Annotated in this window: 17 protein-coding genes and 1 tRNA gene; 16 read left to right on the forward strand and 2 right to left on the reverse strand. The window is 50.8% G+C overall.

Going from position 1 to position 14,313, the window contains the following annotated elements; all coding sequences use genetic code 11:
- Positions 1-18: 18 nt before the first annotated feature.
- The gene (rmuC, locus tag LBF86_01125; GenBank protein ID MDR0664111.1) at positions 19-165 is read left to right on the forward strand and encodes a DNA recombination protein RmuC; all 147 of its coding nucleotides are present in this window, start codon (positions 19-21) and stop codon (positions 163-165) included.
- A gap of 193 nt (positions 166-358) precedes the next feature.
- Here the strand turns inward: rmuC and LBF86_01130 are convergent, their stop codons facing one another.
- Positions 359-1,678, reverse strand: coding sequence for an MATE family efflux transporter (locus LBF86_01130; protein ID MDR0664112.1), 1,320 nt, complete (start codon positions 1,676-1,678; stop codon positions 359-361).
- A 260-nt stretch (positions 1,679-1,938) separates the two neighbouring features.
- Here LBF86_01130 and LBF86_01135 point away from each other — a divergent pair, with 260 nt between their 5' ends.
- Together LBF86_01135 and LBF86_01140 are read left to right on the forward strand one after the other, a co-directional pair.
- A complete protein-coding gene (locus LBF86_01135) occupies positions 1,939-2,691 on the forward strand; it encodes a 3'-5' exonuclease (GenBank protein MDR0664113.1) in 753 nt (250 codons plus the stop codon).
- A gap of 39 nt (positions 2,692-2,730) precedes the next feature.
- The gene (locus tag LBF86_01140; GenBank protein MDR0664114.1) at positions 2,731-3,144 is read left to right on the forward strand and encodes a hypothetical protein; all 414 of its coding nucleotides are present in this window, start codon (positions 2,731-2,733) and stop codon (positions 3,142-3,144) included.
- 94 nt (positions 3,145-3,238) lie between these two features.
- On the opposite strand, the gene LBF86_01145 is transcribed toward LBF86_01140, so the two are convergent.
- Positions 3,239-3,314: transfer RNA gene (locus LBF86_01145), tRNA-Arg, on the reverse strand.
- Between the two features lie 65 nt (positions 3,315-3,379).
- On the opposite strand from LBF86_01145, the gene LBF86_01150 reads away from it, so the two are divergent.
- The 13 genes from LBF86_01150 (at position 3,380) to LBF86_01210 (ending at position 14,310) form a co-directional block, all read left to right on the forward strand.
- Positions 3,380-3,718 carry a hypothetical protein gene (locus LBF86_01150; GenBank protein ID MDR0664115.1) on the forward strand — a complete coding sequence of 113 codons (339 nt, stop codon included), beginning with the start codon at positions 3,380-3,382 and terminating at the stop codon, positions 3,716-3,718.
- A gap of 137 nt (positions 3,719-3,855) precedes the next feature.
- The gene (gene rplI, locus LBF86_01155; GenBank protein MDR0664116.1) at positions 3,856-4,299 is read left to right on the forward strand and encodes a 50S ribosomal protein L9; all 444 of its coding nucleotides are present in this window, start codon (positions 3,856-3,858) and stop codon (positions 4,297-4,299) included.
- 5 nt (positions 4,300-4,304) lie between these two features.
- A complete protein-coding gene (hslV, locus tag LBF86_01160; GenBank protein MDR0664117.1) occupies positions 4,305-4,847 on the forward strand; it encodes an ATP-dependent protease subunit HslV in 543 nt (180 codons plus the stop codon).
- 4 nt (positions 4,848-4,851) lie between these two features.
- A complete protein-coding gene (gene hslU / locus LBF86_01165) occupies positions 4,852-6,183 on the forward strand; it encodes an ATP-dependent protease ATPase subunit HslU (GenBank protein MDR0664118.1) in 1,332 nt (443 codons plus the stop codon).
- Complete coding sequence (gene era, locus LBF86_01170; GenBank protein ID MDR0664119.1) at positions 6,161-7,054, forward strand: GTPase Era; 894 nt, start codon at positions 6,161-6,163, stop codon at positions 7,052-7,054. Before hslU ends, era begins: the two co-directional genes overlap by 23 nt.
- Positions 7,051-8,028 (forward strand): L,D-transpeptidase family protein, encoded by a 978-nt coding sequence (locus tag LBF86_01175; GenBank protein ID MDR0664120.1) that lies wholly within the window; start codon positions 7,051-7,053, stop codon positions 8,026-8,028. Before era ends, LBF86_01175 begins: the two co-directional genes overlap by 4 nt.
- A 25-nt stretch (positions 8,029-8,053) precedes the next feature.
- On the forward strand, positions 8,054-9,580 hold the full coding sequence (locus tag LBF86_01180; GenBank protein MDR0664121.1) for a hypothetical protein: 1,527 nt from the start codon (positions 8,054-8,056) through the stop codon (positions 9,578-9,580).
- A complete protein-coding gene (locus LBF86_01185; protein ID MDR0664122.1) occupies positions 9,577-10,224 on the forward strand; it encodes a hypothetical protein in 648 nt (215 codons plus the stop codon). The genes LBF86_01180 and LBF86_01185 overlap by 4 nt, the downstream gene beginning before the upstream one ends.
- On the forward strand, positions 10,221-10,643 hold the full coding sequence (locus tag LBF86_01190; GenBank protein MDR0664123.1) for a hypothetical protein: 423 nt from the start codon (positions 10,221-10,223) through the stop codon (positions 10,641-10,643). The genes LBF86_01185 and LBF86_01190 overlap by 4 nt, the downstream gene beginning before the upstream one ends.
- A 2-nt stretch (positions 10,644-10,645) precedes the next feature.
- Entirely contained in the window at positions 10,646-12,202 is a 1,557-nt protein-coding gene (mshL, locus tag LBF86_01195) for a pilus (MSHA type) biogenesis protein MshL (GenBank protein ID MDR0664124.1), read from the forward strand.
- Positions 12,192-12,986 carry an ATP-binding protein gene (locus LBF86_01200; protein ID MDR0664125.1) on the forward strand — a complete coding sequence of 265 codons (795 nt, stop codon included), beginning with the start codon at positions 12,192-12,194 and terminating at the stop codon, positions 12,984-12,986. Before mshL ends, LBF86_01200 begins: the two co-directional genes overlap by 11 nt.
- Entirely contained in the window at positions 12,986-13,771 is a 786-nt protein-coding gene (locus LBF86_01205; protein MDR0664126.1) for a hypothetical protein, read from the forward strand. The genes LBF86_01200 and LBF86_01205 overlap by 1 nt, the downstream gene beginning before the upstream one ends.
- Complete coding sequence (locus LBF86_01210; protein ID MDR0664127.1) at positions 13,771-14,310, forward strand: hypothetical protein; 540 nt, start codon at positions 13,771-13,773, stop codon at positions 14,308-14,310. The genes LBF86_01205 and LBF86_01210 overlap by 1 nt, the downstream gene beginning before the upstream one ends.
- Positions 14,311-14,313 lie beyond the last annotated feature (3 nt).

Below are 14,313 nucleotides of genomic sequence, written 5' to 3' on the forward strand. Positions count from 1 at the left end.
TTTCTAAACAGCCTTCAAATGGGTTTCAAAACGCTGGCTATCGAGAAGCGATCGAGCGAGGTTTGGGCGTTGCTCGGCGCGGTTAAAAACGAATTCGGCAAATTTGGCGAGACGTTGGACAAAGCGAAGCGCCAACTGCAAACCGTCGCCAATGTCTTGCGCTAAATGGCGATTATCGCGCTTACGTCGTTTTCATCGCCTGTTAATATGTGGCTGTTATAAACGCGCAAACGCCATTGTTAGATCGGCGATCAGCGCATTTATGCTAAATGAGTTTGGCAAATTATTTAGCGAGAGTTGAAAAAGACAAAACGCAAACCGTCGCTAATGCTTTGCGCTAAGAGCGGCGGTTGATTTGCTAAACTTTAACCAGCTTCCATTTGCCGCGTTTGAAAACCGCGTATAGCCAAAAGCCGCAAATCCAAGTTTCTACCACCATCGCCAGCCAGATAAGCCATATATTATTAAACGCTTTCGCCAAAATGATCGACGGGATAATTCTGAAAACGCACATCGCGGTGAAGTTAATGTAAAAACTTGTTTTCGTATCGCCCGCGCCGCGAAACGCCCCGCTTAGCACAAAACTTACGCCAAGCGGAATCTGGCTTATCCCAACGCAGATTAGATACCCCGTCGCCGCTTCGATCACCGCCTCGTCGTCGCCTCTGAAAATCTCCGCTAACGGACGCGCGAAAACGGCGATCGCGATCCCCGCCGCGCCCATAACAATCGCCGCCAAAAAAGCGGTAAATAGCGCGTCTTTCTCGGCTTCGATCGGATTTTTCGCGCCGAGCGATCGCCCCGTCAAACTCATAGCGGCGATAGTAAAGCCGATCCCCGAAGTAAAAACCAAGCTCTCTATACGCAAGCCGACCTGATACCCCGTCATCACGCTATCGCCAAACTCGGCGATAATACGCATAAAGATCAGAAAAGCGCCGTATGTAAAGAGCCGCTCCGCGCCGCCGGGGATACCGATCTTAATTCCGCGCGCGAACAAAGAGCGATCGATGGACAAAAGCGCGCGAACGGGACGTTTTTTGACGAGCAAAAAGTAGAAATAACAGGCGCTTTCAATATAAAACGCGATCGCCGTAGCCGCCGCCGCGCCAGCCACCCCGTAAGCGCCTATCCCAAGCGGCTCGACGCCGAAAATTAGCGCGTAGCTCAACGCCACGTTGATTATATTGCTTACAATTTTCACGATCAGCGGCGTTTTAATGTCGGCGGCGGCGCTAAAAGCGCTAAAGACGATCTGATTTACCATCATTGCGGGCAGGGCGAACGCCATAATATAAAGATACGATCCGCCAAGCTCCACCACGCGATCGCCTCCGTTCATCATCTTGAAGGGCAGTTCGGCGAACGCCGTAGAAATAAAAAAAGCCGGAAGGCTAAAGATAAGCGCGAAGATCGCGAAGGTGGAAAAAACCTTGTTCGCGCTCGTCGGATCGACCGCGCCGAAAAATCGGCTCATCAGCGCGTTCGAGCCGATGTAAAACACCCCCATAAAAACGTAAAAAAGCCCCATAAACTGCACCGCGATCCCGATCGCGGCGGTCGCGGCGACCTCCAAATCCTTGACGAGATAAAAGTCGATCAACACCTGCGTCATATCGATAAGCGCGCCAAGCGCGGCGGGCAGAGCCAGCGCGACGACGCGTTTTAGGCGTTCCATACAAAAAAACGGCAAGATAATTCCCTCGATCTAGATAAAAATGCTATATCTTTAGGCGGCGCTTACGTCGGAAGACGGGGCGAAACGGATCCCTTCGATAAAAGGTTAATTATACTACTATCGTCCAATGACTACCGTTTGGGACTATATCGCGTGGGGCGCGATCGCGCTTGTGTTTATCTACATTATTCGCGGGTATCACAGAAAGAAAACGGGGCTTGACGACTAGGGCGATCTGATTTTAGGCGCAAAGGATCAAAATGGCGGCGTTTATTTTGCTAGATACCGAGACTACGGGCGGCGGCGAGAAAGATCGTATCTGCCAGTTGGCGTTTTTGGTCGCGCGAACTAAAGAGCCGCTTAAACTCTTTAACTCCCTATGCAAGCCGCCCGTCGCGATCGACTTCGAGGCGATGGCGATCCATCATATCACCCCCGAGGCGATAGAGGACAAGCCGCCGTTTGCCGAATGCGAGGCGGCGATCGCGCTAAACGAGTTAAACACAGAGGAGAACGCGCTGGTTATCCAAAACGCGCCGTTCGATCTTGAAATGCTTAGGCGCGAGGGGTTTGAGTGGAAAGGCGTCGCGATAGACACCCTGCGCGTTTCGCGCCATCTGCTTGGCGATCTGCCGCGCCACTCGTTGCAGTATCTGCGTTATGCGCTATCGTTGTATCGCTCGGAGGGGGAGCTTGCGGCGCAATTTGGCGGCAAAATTTCGGCTCACGACGCGGCAAGCGACTGCGTAGTTTTGTATCTTTTAACCCAATATCTGTTGGCTATGACGGGCAAATCAAAAGACGGCGTGTTTAAGCTAATCGAGCTTTCAAACAAGCCCGTAGCTCTCAAAACGATCCGCTTTGGCAAACACCGCGATAAGAGTTTCAACGAGATCGCCAAAACGGATCGCGGCTATCTGGAGTGGCTTTTTCACAGCGAAACGCAAAAAGAGAGCCCCGATAGCGATCTGGTCTATACGTTAGAACAGGTATTAGCGGCGGATCGCCAATGAATCGCGGCTACGAAAGACGGTTTGTAAGCGAGTTTTGGCGTGATTAAACTGACGCTGATTGCGATCTGGATTATTTTGATTGCGATCTTGTTTTTGTCGGTCAATTTCTATGTTTTGGGTAACGTTTTCCACAGAGATCGGCGCGCGAAAAAACCAAAGCCGACTGTCGTCGCGGATATAGCGATCGCCGAAATGGAACGGACGGTAAAAGATAAAAACAGCGCGACAGAAGCGTTGCGAGGCGTGATCGAGGCTCTGATCGCGCACCATACGATAGAGCCGAAAACAGACGGCAAAACGAGCAAAGAGGCAAAACGCTTGCTGGACATTATCTTCACGATGGCGGGTCATAAAAATATGCCGACCGAGCTGCGTAGCGATATGCTTAGGCGTTTTAGCGAAAAAAATCCTAGCTATTCGAGCGATTTTGAACGCGCGTTATCAAAGCGGTAGGCGATAAAATTAGAGCAAATGTCGCGAAATTAGCGAGAACGAACGCGATTTAACTCCGTTTCGCGCGCGTTAAAAAAGCGGGCAACCTCCAGCGTGGCGCGCCCAGCAGGACTCGAACCTGCAACCTCCGGCCCCGCAAACCGACGCTCTATCCGTTGAGCTATGGGCGCATTTATTGGATTTGAAGTTCGGCATTGTATGATTCTGTTCATTAAAAAGACGATAAAGAGGTTATATGCGAGCGATTGTAGCGGCGGCGTTGATCTACGTTTTGGCTTTTGCGGCGGACGCGAAAACGGGCGATTATCAAAAAGGCGAGCGGCTGTTTTATTCGCAGTTAGCCGATACGATGGGGATTAACGGCGCGGATTTTGGCATAAAACATACGAGCGCCGAGTGGGAGAAGCTGTTTGAAAATCGCGGCGAAGGGTTTATCGCCGAAGTTAGCGCGGCTTATCCGCGGTTAAAACCGACGATCTCCAAAGAGAGCTTTATTAGGGATATGCCCGATCTAAAGGCGTTTTTGACGCTCTACGCCAAAGACGGCGGCGGTTTCCCCGCTTGCGACCGCTAGACGAACCGCCGGGTTTATCGACGCGCCGATTTGGGAGCTAAATCGGCGTAAATTTTACGTTCTTCGTCCAAAATCGCGTTTGCGAGAAAGCCGCGACTTGTTACAATGAGGTCTTAGCGTGAATTTTAGGAACAACGATGAAAGTATTGCTCGTAAAAGACGTAAAAAGTCTGGGCAGAGCGGGCGAGCTTAAAGAGGTCAAAGAGGGCTACGGACAGAACTTTTTGATCGCCAAAGGGTTCGCCAAATTAGCCACCGACGCGGTTATCCGACAGTGGCAAGCGCGCGAAAAGACGAGAATCGAGCGCGAAAACGAGGAGATCGAGCGTCTAAAAACGCTCTCAAGCAAGCTAGAGACGGTAACGATCAAGATAACAAAAAAAGTCGGCGCGAACGGATCGCTCTTTGGCGCGCTAAAAAAAGAGGACGTAGCCGAAGCCTTAGCGAAAAGCGGTTTTGAGATCGACAAAAAAGATATAGAGATGGACGGCGCGATCAAAGCGACGGGGCTATACGAGGTAAGCGCGAAGCTAGGGCGCGGCGTTCATCCGCGTTTTAGAGTCGAGGTCGCGGGCGAATAAACGCTATGACCGCTTTTGAAGCCACGACCATATTAGCCTACCGAACGGACGAACTAGCCGTGATCGGCGGGGACGGGCAGGTGAGCTTCGGCGCCACCGTTATGAAAAACAACGCGGTTAAGATTAGAACGCTTTGCGGCGGCAAGATTTTGTCGGGTTTCGCGGGTTCTACCGCCGACGCTTTTATGCTTTTTGATATGTTCGAGCGGATTTTAGACTCGCAAAAGGGCGATCTGCTTAAAAGCGCCGTCGCCTTCGCCAAAGCGTGGCGAAGCGACAAAATGCTTCGCCGCTTGGAGGCGATGATGATCGCTCTCGATACGAAGCGGCTGTTTGTCCTAAGCGGCGCGGGCGACGTGATCGAACCGGAGGATGGCGCGCTGGCGGCGATAGGAAGCGGCGGCGCGTTCGCTCTGAGCGCCGCTAGAGCGCTGAAAAACTTTTCCGATCTTAAACCCGAAAAGCTGGTCGAGGAGTCGCTTAAAATCGCGGGCGATATTTGCATATATACCAATCAAAACATCAAAACTTTAACTTTGAAAGCCTAACGCAATGGATTTAACGCCTAAAGAGATCGTGAAATATCTGGACGATTTTATCGTCGGACAGGACGAGGCGAAGAAGGCGATCGCCATCGCGCTTAGGAACCGTTGGAGGCGGCTTAAACTAGAGGGCGATATTCGCGACGAGGTTCTGCCGAAAAATATCCTGCTGATAGGTCCGACGGGCGTGGGCAAAACCGAGATCGCCCGCCGAATGGCAAAGTTGTTGAAACTGCCGTTTATTAAGGTAGAGGCTACAAAATACACCGAAGTCGGCTTTGTCGGGCGCGACGTGGAGTCGATGATCCGCGATCTGGTTTTCGACGCGATCAAGATCGTAAAAGAGGAGGAGATCGCCCGCCAAGAGCCGCAGCTAGACGAATATATTTACGACAAGATCGCAAGCGAGCTAGTTAAATCTCTTCCAAAAGGCTCCTCCGAAGCGCTTAACGCGCAGCAAAAAGCGGCGAAAGCGGCGATGAAGGAGCGCGTGAAAAGCGGCGAGGCGGATCATCTGACAATCGAGATTGAAATATCGCCAAAAACGCACGTCGAGGTCGCGGGGCTAGATAATCTGCCGCCGGAGATGGCGCGTTTGCAAGAGTCGATCGGCAAGATGTTTGGGCAGATGAACGCGCCGATCAAAAAGGAGACGAGCGTCAAAGAGGCGAAAGAGCTTTTGCGCCAAGAGGCGAGCGATCGCCTGCTCGATATGGAGAAGGTGCGGCGCGAGGCGCTTAAACGCGCGGAGGAGGGCGGCGTCGCGTTTATCGACGAGATGGACAAGATCGCGCTCCCAAACGGCGCGATCAGAAGCGGCGATCCAAGCAAAGAGGGCGTTCAGCGCGATTTGCTTCCGATAGTCGAGGGCAGCGGCGTGAACACCAAATACGGCTCGATTAGAACCGATCACATTCTGTTTATCGGCGCGGGCGCGTTTCATATAACCAAACCTAGCGATCTGATCGCCGAGCTTCAGGGACGTTTTCCGCTTCGCGTGGAGATGAATCCGCTAAACGAAGAGGATTTATACAGGATTTTAGACGCGCCTAAAAACTCGCTTGTCAAGCAATACGCGGCGCTTATGCGCGTCGAGGGGGTGGAGCTTAAATTCGACGATTCGGCTCTGCGCGCGATGGCTAAACTAGCCAAACAGGCGAACGACAAAACCGAAGATATAGGCGCTAGACGGCTGCATACTATTATGGAAAAAGCGTTGGAGGAGATCAGTTTTGAGGCGCTTGAGAACGCGGGCAAGACAATCGAGATCACTTCCGAGCTAATTCACGACAAGCTCGATAGGGTCTTCGAGAGCGACGATGCGGCAAGATACATCCTCTAAAGCGGGTTTTGTCGCGTTAATCGGACGACCAAACGCGGGCAAAAGCTCCCTGATCAACGCGTTGAGCCAAGATCGGATCGCCATGACAAGCCGCAAAGCTGGCGCGACGCGCAAAAAACAGCTTGCGATCGTTACGCGAGGCGACGCGCAGATCGTATTTATAGATACGCCCGGACTTGACGGGCGAAACGGAAAGCTAAGAGAGTTTATGCGAAAAGAGGCGCTAAGCGCGATCAAAGACGCCGATCTGAGCGTCTTTTTGGCGGATATGGCGGATACGACCGACGAGTATAAGCGTTTTTTGTCTATCGCGGGGGATAAAAAGCATATCGTCGCGCTGACAAAATCGGACAACTTTAGGCACGAGCAGATATTAAAAAGACTTGCCGACTACCAACCTTTTAGCGATCGTTTTTTAGCGATCGCGCCGATCAGCGCGAAAAAGAACGACATAGCGCCGCTCTTAAAAGAGATAATCGCGCGTCTGCCCAACCGCCCGTTTTACTACGAGCCCGACGATCTTACCAATCTGAGCGTTCGCGAAATATACGCCGAGATGATCCGCGAGGCTCTGCTCGATAGCTTCAACGACGAGGTGCCGTATTCGTGCGGCGTGGAGATCGAGAGTTTCGCGCAAGGCGAGCGGCTTGATAAAGTCGGCGCTAAAATTTTTGTCGAAAAACCTTCGCAGATGGCGATTGTAATAGGCAAAAACGGCGCGGGCATAAAGCGCGCGGGCATTAAAGCAAGGAGATTAATGGAGCGATTCTCGTTGAAAAAAACCTTCTTGAAATTGGAGGTAGCCGCGCTTAGATCGCGAAGCAAAGACGATAAACGTTTATCTAGGCTTGTTGGCGGAGAAAACCGATGAGAGGATTTATATATTTTGCTTTCGCGGCGATTTTAGCGTTTGGCGCGGACGATCTAGCCGAAATTTACCGCGTTAAAGGCGTAAACGCGCTAGAGGCTAAAGCCAACGAAATTCTATCCGATCCGTCGTATTGGCTAGATCGCTTGGACAAAGCCGATACGCGCTTTGGCTATTTTGAATCGCCTAAACATATTTTTATCGTCGATAAGGCGGCGCGAAAGTTCTTTTTCTACGATTACGAAGGCGGCGTTTTAACGCGCGTAGCCGAATACGACGCCACGATGGGCGACGCGACGGGCGATAAATACAAAGAGGGCGACAACAAAACCCCCGTGGGCGTCTATAGCGTTACGGCGAAGCTAAAACAGGGCGAACGGCTTTTTGATAAGTATTACGGACCGCTCGCGTTTGTTACCAACTATCCAAACGCCTTTGATCGCAAGCTGAAGAAAACGGGACACGGCATCTGGCTACACGGTTTTCCGATAAACGGATCGCGCGAAAATCCTAACACCAAAGGGTGCGTGGCTATCGAAAACGAACATTTGACCTTCCTTGATTCGCGCGCCGATCTCGCCAAAATAACGGTTATGATTAACGAAGAGGGGACGTTGGAAGCTAAAAAAGAGGATCTCGCCGCGGTCATGGCTTTGCTATACGAGTGGCGTTGGACGTGGAAAATTAACGATTTAGAACGATATTTAAGACTTTATTCAGAGGATTTCGTCAGATCGGACGGAATTTCAAGAAAAGAATTTGATAGAATTAAGCGTTTAATTTTCGGAAAAGGCGAGAAAAAAAGGATCGAATTTTCCGAGATCGAGGTTGTTCCTTACCCGAACTCGCTAAATAAATTGATTTACAAGGCGAGTTTCTGGCAAGATTATGAGGCAACAACCCATAGATCGAGTCGCGTGAAAGAGCTCTATCTTCAAAAAAGCGGCGATCGCTTTGAGATTGTGCTAGAGCGCTAACTCAACAAGGGATAAGGGGGGTAGATTGGCAAAGAACAAATTAGCGTCGCGACCCAGAGTCGCGTATTTGGCTTCCGCGCCTGATAGGTGTTGGACGCTGTATGGCGACGAGGTCAGAGTGGACGATCTCTCCGAGCTTGAAAATCCCGGATGCACGGTAGTCGCTTTTCCGGATAAAGAGCTTATTTTCCATCAGTTTGATCTCGCAAAGGATATGACGAGCGAGCAGCTCGTCGAAAACGTCGAGGTTAAAGTGTTCCAAGACGCGGGCTTGAACCCGATGTTGGAGTATAAAACCTCGTTTACCAAACGAGTCAGCCGACAAGACGAGCGAATGTGGACGATCGGAGCGATCGCCGCGTCCACCGGCGCGATAGAAAGCGTTACGGCTTCTTTGCTGACGCGCGCTAACTATATCGACTCCATCGTGCCGGCAAGCTCGCTTCCCTACGCGCTATACAACGCGAACATATTAGAGCCTAAGCGCGACGTGTTCATCTACTTCCAAAAAGACTCGCTCATCATATCGATCTTCGACGGCGGCGAATATGTTTACGGCAAGAGTCAGGATCACGGCATTAAAAAGCTGATGGAGTCCTACGCCCAGCTTAGCCACGCTCGCATGGAATACGAAGATTTTGTTTCGATGTTGACCAGCGCCTCCGCAAGCGAGGATAAAGAGCAGAATCTTCGCGCCCTAGCGGATTTGCGCGAGGCGATCTCAAACGCGCTGTTCGGCGTAAAAAATATTCTTCTATACGCCGGTAGGATCGTCGGCATAACCAGCATGGATCGCCTGTTTATAGGCACTAGCGAAGGGCTCGTGCCGGGGCTTGAAGATTTGGCGCAAGAGCTTCTTGAGGTCGAGGGGCACGAGTTCAACTTCAGCACCCCGTTTTATTCGCAAAACGATCAATATGTCGATCAGTTAGCTATTTTGACGTTGCTTGAGGCGAACAATATCGTCGGCGGGCTAAAAGCCAATCCGTTTAACTGCACCGCAAAAGCGCGTCCCGGGGCGTTCTTATCGAGAGACGGCGGAAAGGCTATCGCGCTGGTTAGCCTCTCTCTTGCCGTAGCGATCGCTTGGCCGCTTTGGTTTGTCGCCTACGATCAGTGGTATTCCTATAAATCTAGGTCTGAAATGGTAGAGCTTAGACAGAGCGAAGCCAAGTTCAAAGCCCTAGAGACTGAAAAGACGCAACTAGAACAAGAGGTTGCGGCGTTAGGAGCCGAACAGCAAGAAAAGCAGGCAAAGCTGACCGAAACCAAAAATCTGCTTGTCAAAATTCACGATATGCGCGTTTTAGCGCAACCGGCGGCGGCAGGGTTGGCGGGGTTATTTGAGCGGCTGACCGAAGCCAACGTGCGCGTGGAATCTTTAGAGATGACCGGTCGCGATACGGCGGCGCAGATTAGAGCGCCGCGCGATACGCAGATCACGAAGTTGCTTGAGCGGCTTGCCGAAGACAACTATCTTCCGGAGCTTAGAAAGATCGTTAAAGGCGAAAATGGCGCCTTTAGCGCGGAGCTGAAAGTGAGGTTACCATGAGCGCGAGGAGCGAAGGGCTAGGAGCCAAGTTTGAAAAGTTTGTGGCGCGGCTTGACGAATGGATTGGACAACGCAAGAAAAACGAGATTATGATCATCGCGATAGCGATTCCGTTGGCGCTATTGGCGATAGATTATAAGTATGTCGTTCCAAAAGCGGAGTCCAAAGCGATCGCCACGAAAAAGAGTTACGACGACATTATGAGACGCATCGCGGAGTTCAAAAGCGGCGGCGGCGAGGCGAAAGTCGTCGAGCTTCGCGCGAAGGTCGCGGAGTTAAGAGACGATATCGAGAGGCTGGATACCACGGAGACGTATATTCAGATGCGCTTAACCGAACTCGATCACCTATATTTCACGCGGTTAGAATGGGCGCAACACCTTGACTTTATCACGCAGAAGGCTACCGAATATCGCGTTACGATTCAGGCGCAAGAAAACGCGATCGAGCCTGAAAAGACGGGCTTTGCTCCCGTTATGTCCGTAAGTTTAGACGGACAGGGGTCTTTCGCCTCCGTTTTACGCTACCTCTTTTTGGTAGAGGCAAGCGAAAAGATCACCCCCATAGAAAAATTGACGATGAAAATCGACGATAAAGATTTCTTGGCGTTTACCGCTACAAGCGTGTATTGGGGGATGAGATGAAACGATTTGTTCTGTTAGCAGGGATAGCTTCGATAGCCTTTGGCGCCGCTCAGATGGATCCAAAAGACGTGGCGAGCACGGATACGCAGATCGACGCGATCAAGGAAGCGACTCGTCCGGAAGTTCCGGCGTTTCGCAATCCGTTTTATTATCCGCCGCGCCCCGTCGTAGTCGTAGAAGGCGCGGAGCCGCCGGCGGCGGTAGCGACGCCAAAAGAGCCTATACTGCAATCTGTTTTAGGCGCGAAAGCGCTGATCAACGGAGAGTGGAAAAAGGCGGGCGAAAAGACTATCGGCGGTTGGAGAGTTCAGAGGGTGCTAGTTGATTCGGTCATTTTAATCAACGGCAATTCAAGAAGAACGTTGTCTATGGACAGCGGCGTCAAGAAAAATAATTACATCGTGAAGGTAGGTGGATGATTATGAGAGCGCTGAGAGCATTGGTTATAGCGTTTGCTATGGCGGGGACGATATATGCGGCTTGCCCGGGAGAGAGATTCGACATAACGATCAAAGAGCCGATCGCGCTAAAAGACGCGCTAGTGGCGATCGTTGACGAGTGCGATCTCTCCTTATCGCTAGAAGGCGAAGGGACGCAGACGCAGTTTGATTCGGCGAAAATCGGCTACGTAACGTTAAGAGCGGTAAACGCGGAAGAGGCGGTTGACTTTTTCCTGCAAAGAGCCAATCTGCACGGCTTCCTGGCGAACGATCTGCTGACGATTCGCTATTTGGATACGCGGCTATTTAGAGTGGATTTCGTGAACAACAGCAGAGAAGGCACCAGTAGCGCCGACGTTAAGATCGGCACGGCGACAGGCAGTACCTCTACCACCGACGGCACCTCTTCAAGCGATAGCGCCACAACGATTAAAACCTCCGAGAAGTTTGATTTATGGTCAACCTTAGACGCGGAGATCGCCAACGTTTTGAACCGTCCCGAAGACGGCGCCAAAACTAACGCGAACGCCGTATTCGTAAATTCGACGACCGGCATAGTAACGATAACGGGGACGCGCCGTCAGATCGATCGCGTTAGCGAATACCTAGACAAGTTGCTGAACTCGCTTAAAAAACAGGTGCTAATCGACGTTCAAATCTACGAGGTTCAACTGGACAACAACAACGTTAGCGGTATTGATTGGTCGAAACTATCGTTAAGTTTTGGTAGCGTCAATGGAATTGACCCTATTGGCGATTATAGGTATGAGGATGGTTGGACGGGATCGACGGACGCCAGAACGATTACAAAGGGCTTTACTTTCTCTGGTAGAGCGCATTTTGACGCGTCGGGCGTGCTAGATTTCTTAAAAACGGAGGGCGATACCCGTTCGCTTTCCAATCCTAAGGTGTTGGCGATGAACAATCAGCCGACGCTTATTAGCGTTGGTAAAAATATCAACTACCAAACGCTAAGTAGCACCACGTTATCTGGCAGCAGCAGCGGTTCCTCTACGCAAACCGCCGACAACGACTCGCTGTTTGTAGGCGTGCTATTGGATATTACGCCGCAGATTGACGACGACGGCTATATTACCCTTAGGCTTAATCCCTCTTATAGCGATCTGTTGCGCACTCAAGACGAGGATCCTTGCTTTAACGGCGTTCAATCTATAGCGGGCGGCAATTGTATTCGTCAGATCGCGCCAGATACCAAAAGCCATCGTATTAGCTCCGTTGTGCGCGTGCGCGATAACGATATAATCGTTTTAGGCGGTCTGATCGATAACGGCAACGCAATTACCGAAAATAAGGTTCCGATTTTGGGCGATATTCCCTTCCTTGGCAAGCTGTTTGGCTCTAAAACGACAACTATAAGGAATCGCGAGATTGTCTTTGTGTTGACGCCGCATATTGTCGTCGATAACCAAACGCAACCCTCTCTTAAGGCGTTAGGCTTTAGCGAAACGTTGATTAGCAACATTAGGGATAGTCAAAACGATCGCTCGCCGAAACTGAAAGAGTTTGATGACGAATGATCGGCTCTACGCGCGCGCAAGAACACTATTTGAGGACAGCGAAAGCAACTCCTATTTTGTGCTTCTTACGCGCACGAGTCAGGTCTATAGCCGAATCGAAAACGCTTTCAAAAACCCTTTCAAGATACTACTGATCACGGGAGCGCCCGGCACAGGCAAAAGCTATGTGCTGAGGCGCTTTTTCAACGATCATCGCGATCGTTTGCCCATATTTATATATCCGAGCGCTACCTTCACGAGCGATCGTTTGCTTGAGATTTACGAAAAATTGCACAATAAACGCCTTGCCGCCAAAGACACGCAAGAGATTATCGACGCCTTCAGAGAAGGGGGCGTCGGTCCGATATTCATATTGCTAGACGAAGCGCAGCTTTACGAGAGCGAACGGCTAGAGTGGATTAGAATGCTCTCGAACGAGGAGATTTTTCGTTTTGTCGTCGTCGTTCATAGGGTGAAACAAGAGGACCTGCTGGCTAAAGAGCATTTTAGAACCCGCACCTTTGAAACCATCGAATGCTGTCCGATAGATCCGGCGGAAACGCCTAGGTTTATTGAAACCAAACTCTTGCTCGGCGAGCTGCTAGAGTTTTACGATCGCTTCAAACAAGCTAATTTTGATAGAATTTACGATCTTACGCAAGGAAACTTGCGCGATCTTAATCGGTTGATGAATCGTTTTTTTGATTTGCTAGACGATTACGAACAAAATAGACCTCACAAACTGCCCTCTCGTTTTTCTAATAAGTTTATCGAGATGGCGGCGATAGAGCTAGGAATGCTTTAATGGATAGAATTGACAGGTTGGAGCGTAGTTGGATTATTTATAAAACAAAAAAGATTGCCAGAAGCGCAAGTTTTTTTGTTTTGGCGCTAATAATTGGCGCCCTCGTCGTCTATGTAGCCCTGCGTTACGTCAACGCGACGGGCGATACGCCGCCGATCGCGCAGATTGCAAACGCCCCTCAACCGATCGCTACCGCGACCGTTGCCCCGCAGATAAGCGCCCCCCAGCCGACGACGCTCGCCGCCGCGGAGAGCGCGCAAACGGGGCAAGAGGCGAACGCTCCTAAGCCGACCGAAACCCAAGCGGCGCAATCTAAGCCCAAGATGAACATTACCCCTAATTTTGATTTCGCCAGCGAGGTCGATCGCCGAGTGGCGGCGTCGCTCTCGGCTTCGCGACCGAACGTTCCGTCAACGCCGATCCAGCCGCCCGTTCGAAGCGAACCGACGCAAACTGTGTCAAACCCTGTTTCGCTTCAAAGGGTGAGCAACGTAAAGGATTTAATAAGCGCGTTTGATAGGCAGCCAACCTACTCTAAAGCGGTCGATATCGCGGAGTCCTATCTGAAGCAAAACGACTTTCAAAACGCCTATAGCTGGGCGTTAAAAGCCAACGAGCTTAACGTAAACGACGAAAGAAGCTGGGCGGTGTTCGCGTTGTCAAGCTACAAAATGGGGGACAAGGTTCGCGCCGTAAACGCGCTAAAAGGTTATCTAGGCGTAAGATCGTCCGAACGTTTAAGCAAATTGCTTTATCAAATCGAACGCGACGAAAGAGGATTATGATGAGGCTTATTCTTATTTTTTCGCTATTTTTCGCGACGCTAAGCGCGGCGCCTTCCGATAGAGTTATAGAGCTTTATCAGAAAAAAGAGTATGAGAAAGCCTGCTTAGAGGGCGCGAAAATTGCGCGAGAGCTTAGATTTGACGAAGTTTTTCTTAGCGCCTATGGCATTTCGTGTATCAATAGCGATTATATCGACTTTGCGGCGCTCGCGGGCGTCTATTTGCGGGAGACGCCCGGATCGCGTCAAAACGCAAACTATATACTTACCGTCGCCTTTCAAAAAAAGTTGCTTTACCAATCGCTCGCCGACGGAATTGATTTGGGCGATACGCATTTGCCCGATACGCCGCATATACTTTCTAAGGCGTTTAGCGCTTATGTAGCCGGCAAATACGAAAAGCGAAGCGACGGCTCTTACTATATCGATCAGGACGGCGATCAGCTTTTGCTTGATAGCATAGTGGAGAACTCCCGTTTCAAAGTGCGTATTAGAAGGCTTGACGAGGGGCGCGTAGTCGAAGAACATCTGTATTGGTAAGGA

The sequence above is a fragment of the Helicobacteraceae bacterium genome (assembly GCA_031258155.1).
Taxonomy (GTDB): domain Bacteria; phylum Campylobacterota; class Campylobacteria; order Campylobacterales; family SZUA-545; genus JAIRNH01.

What these genes read in the sequence shown, in the direction of transcription:
- LBF86_01185 (MDR0664122.1), top strand. Translation starts at nt 9,577, where the DNA reads ATGAGCGCGAGGAGCGAAGGGCTAGGAGCCAAGTTTGAAAAGTTTGTG.
- LBF86_01210 (MDR0664127.1), top strand. Translation starts at nt 13,771, where the DNA reads ATGAGGCTTATTCTTATTTTTTCGCTATTTTTCGCGACGCTAAGCGCG.
- LBF86_01150 (MDR0664115.1), top strand. Translation starts at nt 3,380, where the DNA reads ATGCGAGCGATTGTAGCGGCGGCGTTGATCTACGTTTTGGCTTTTGCG.
- LBF86_01205 (MDR0664126.1), top strand. Translation starts at nt 12,986, where the DNA reads ATGGATAGAATTGACAGGTTGGAGCGTAGTTGGATTATTTATAAAACA.
- rplI (MDR0664116.1), top strand. Translation starts at nt 3,856, where the DNA reads ATGAAAGTATTGCTCGTAAAAGACGTAAAAAGTCTGGGCAGAGCGGGC.
- LBF86_01200 (MDR0664125.1), top strand. Translation starts at nt 12,192, where the DNA reads ATGACGAATGATCGGCTCTACGCGCGCGCAAGAACACTATTTGAGGAC.
- hslU (MDR0664118.1), top strand. Translation starts at nt 4,852, where the DNA reads ATGGATTTAACGCCTAAAGAGATCGTGAAATATCTGGACGATTTTATC.
- LBF86_01190 (MDR0664123.1), top strand. Translation starts at nt 10,221, where the DNA reads ATGAAACGATTTGTTCTGTTAGCAGGGATAGCTTCGATAGCCTTTGGC.
- hslV (MDR0664117.1), top strand. Translation starts at nt 4,305, where the DNA reads ATGACCGCTTTTGAAGCCACGACCATATTAGCCTACCGAACGGACGAA.
- mshL (MDR0664124.1), top strand. Translation starts at nt 10,646, where the DNA reads ATGAGAGCGCTGAGAGCATTGGTTATAGCGTTTGCTATGGCGGGGACG.
- LBF86_01175 (MDR0664120.1), top strand. Translation starts at nt 7,051, where the DNA reads ATGAGAGGATTTATATATTTTGCTTTCGCGGCGATTTTAGCGTTTGGC.
- LBF86_01135 (MDR0664113.1), top strand. Translation starts at nt 1,939, where the DNA reads ATGGCGGCGTTTATTTTGCTAGATACCGAGACTACGGGCGGCGGCGAG.
- rmuC (MDR0664111.1), top strand. Translation starts at nt 19, where the DNA reads ATGGGTTTCAAAACGCTGGCTATCGAGAAGCGATCGAGCGAGGTTTGG.
- LBF86_01130 (MDR0664112.1), bottom strand. Translation starts at nt 1,678, where the DNA reads ATGGAACGCCTAAAACGCGTCGTCGCGCTGGCTCTGCCCGCCGCGCTT.
- era (MDR0664119.1), top strand. Translation starts at nt 6,161, where the DNA reads ATGCGGCAAGATACATCCTCTAAAGCGGGTTTTGTCGCGTTAATCGGA.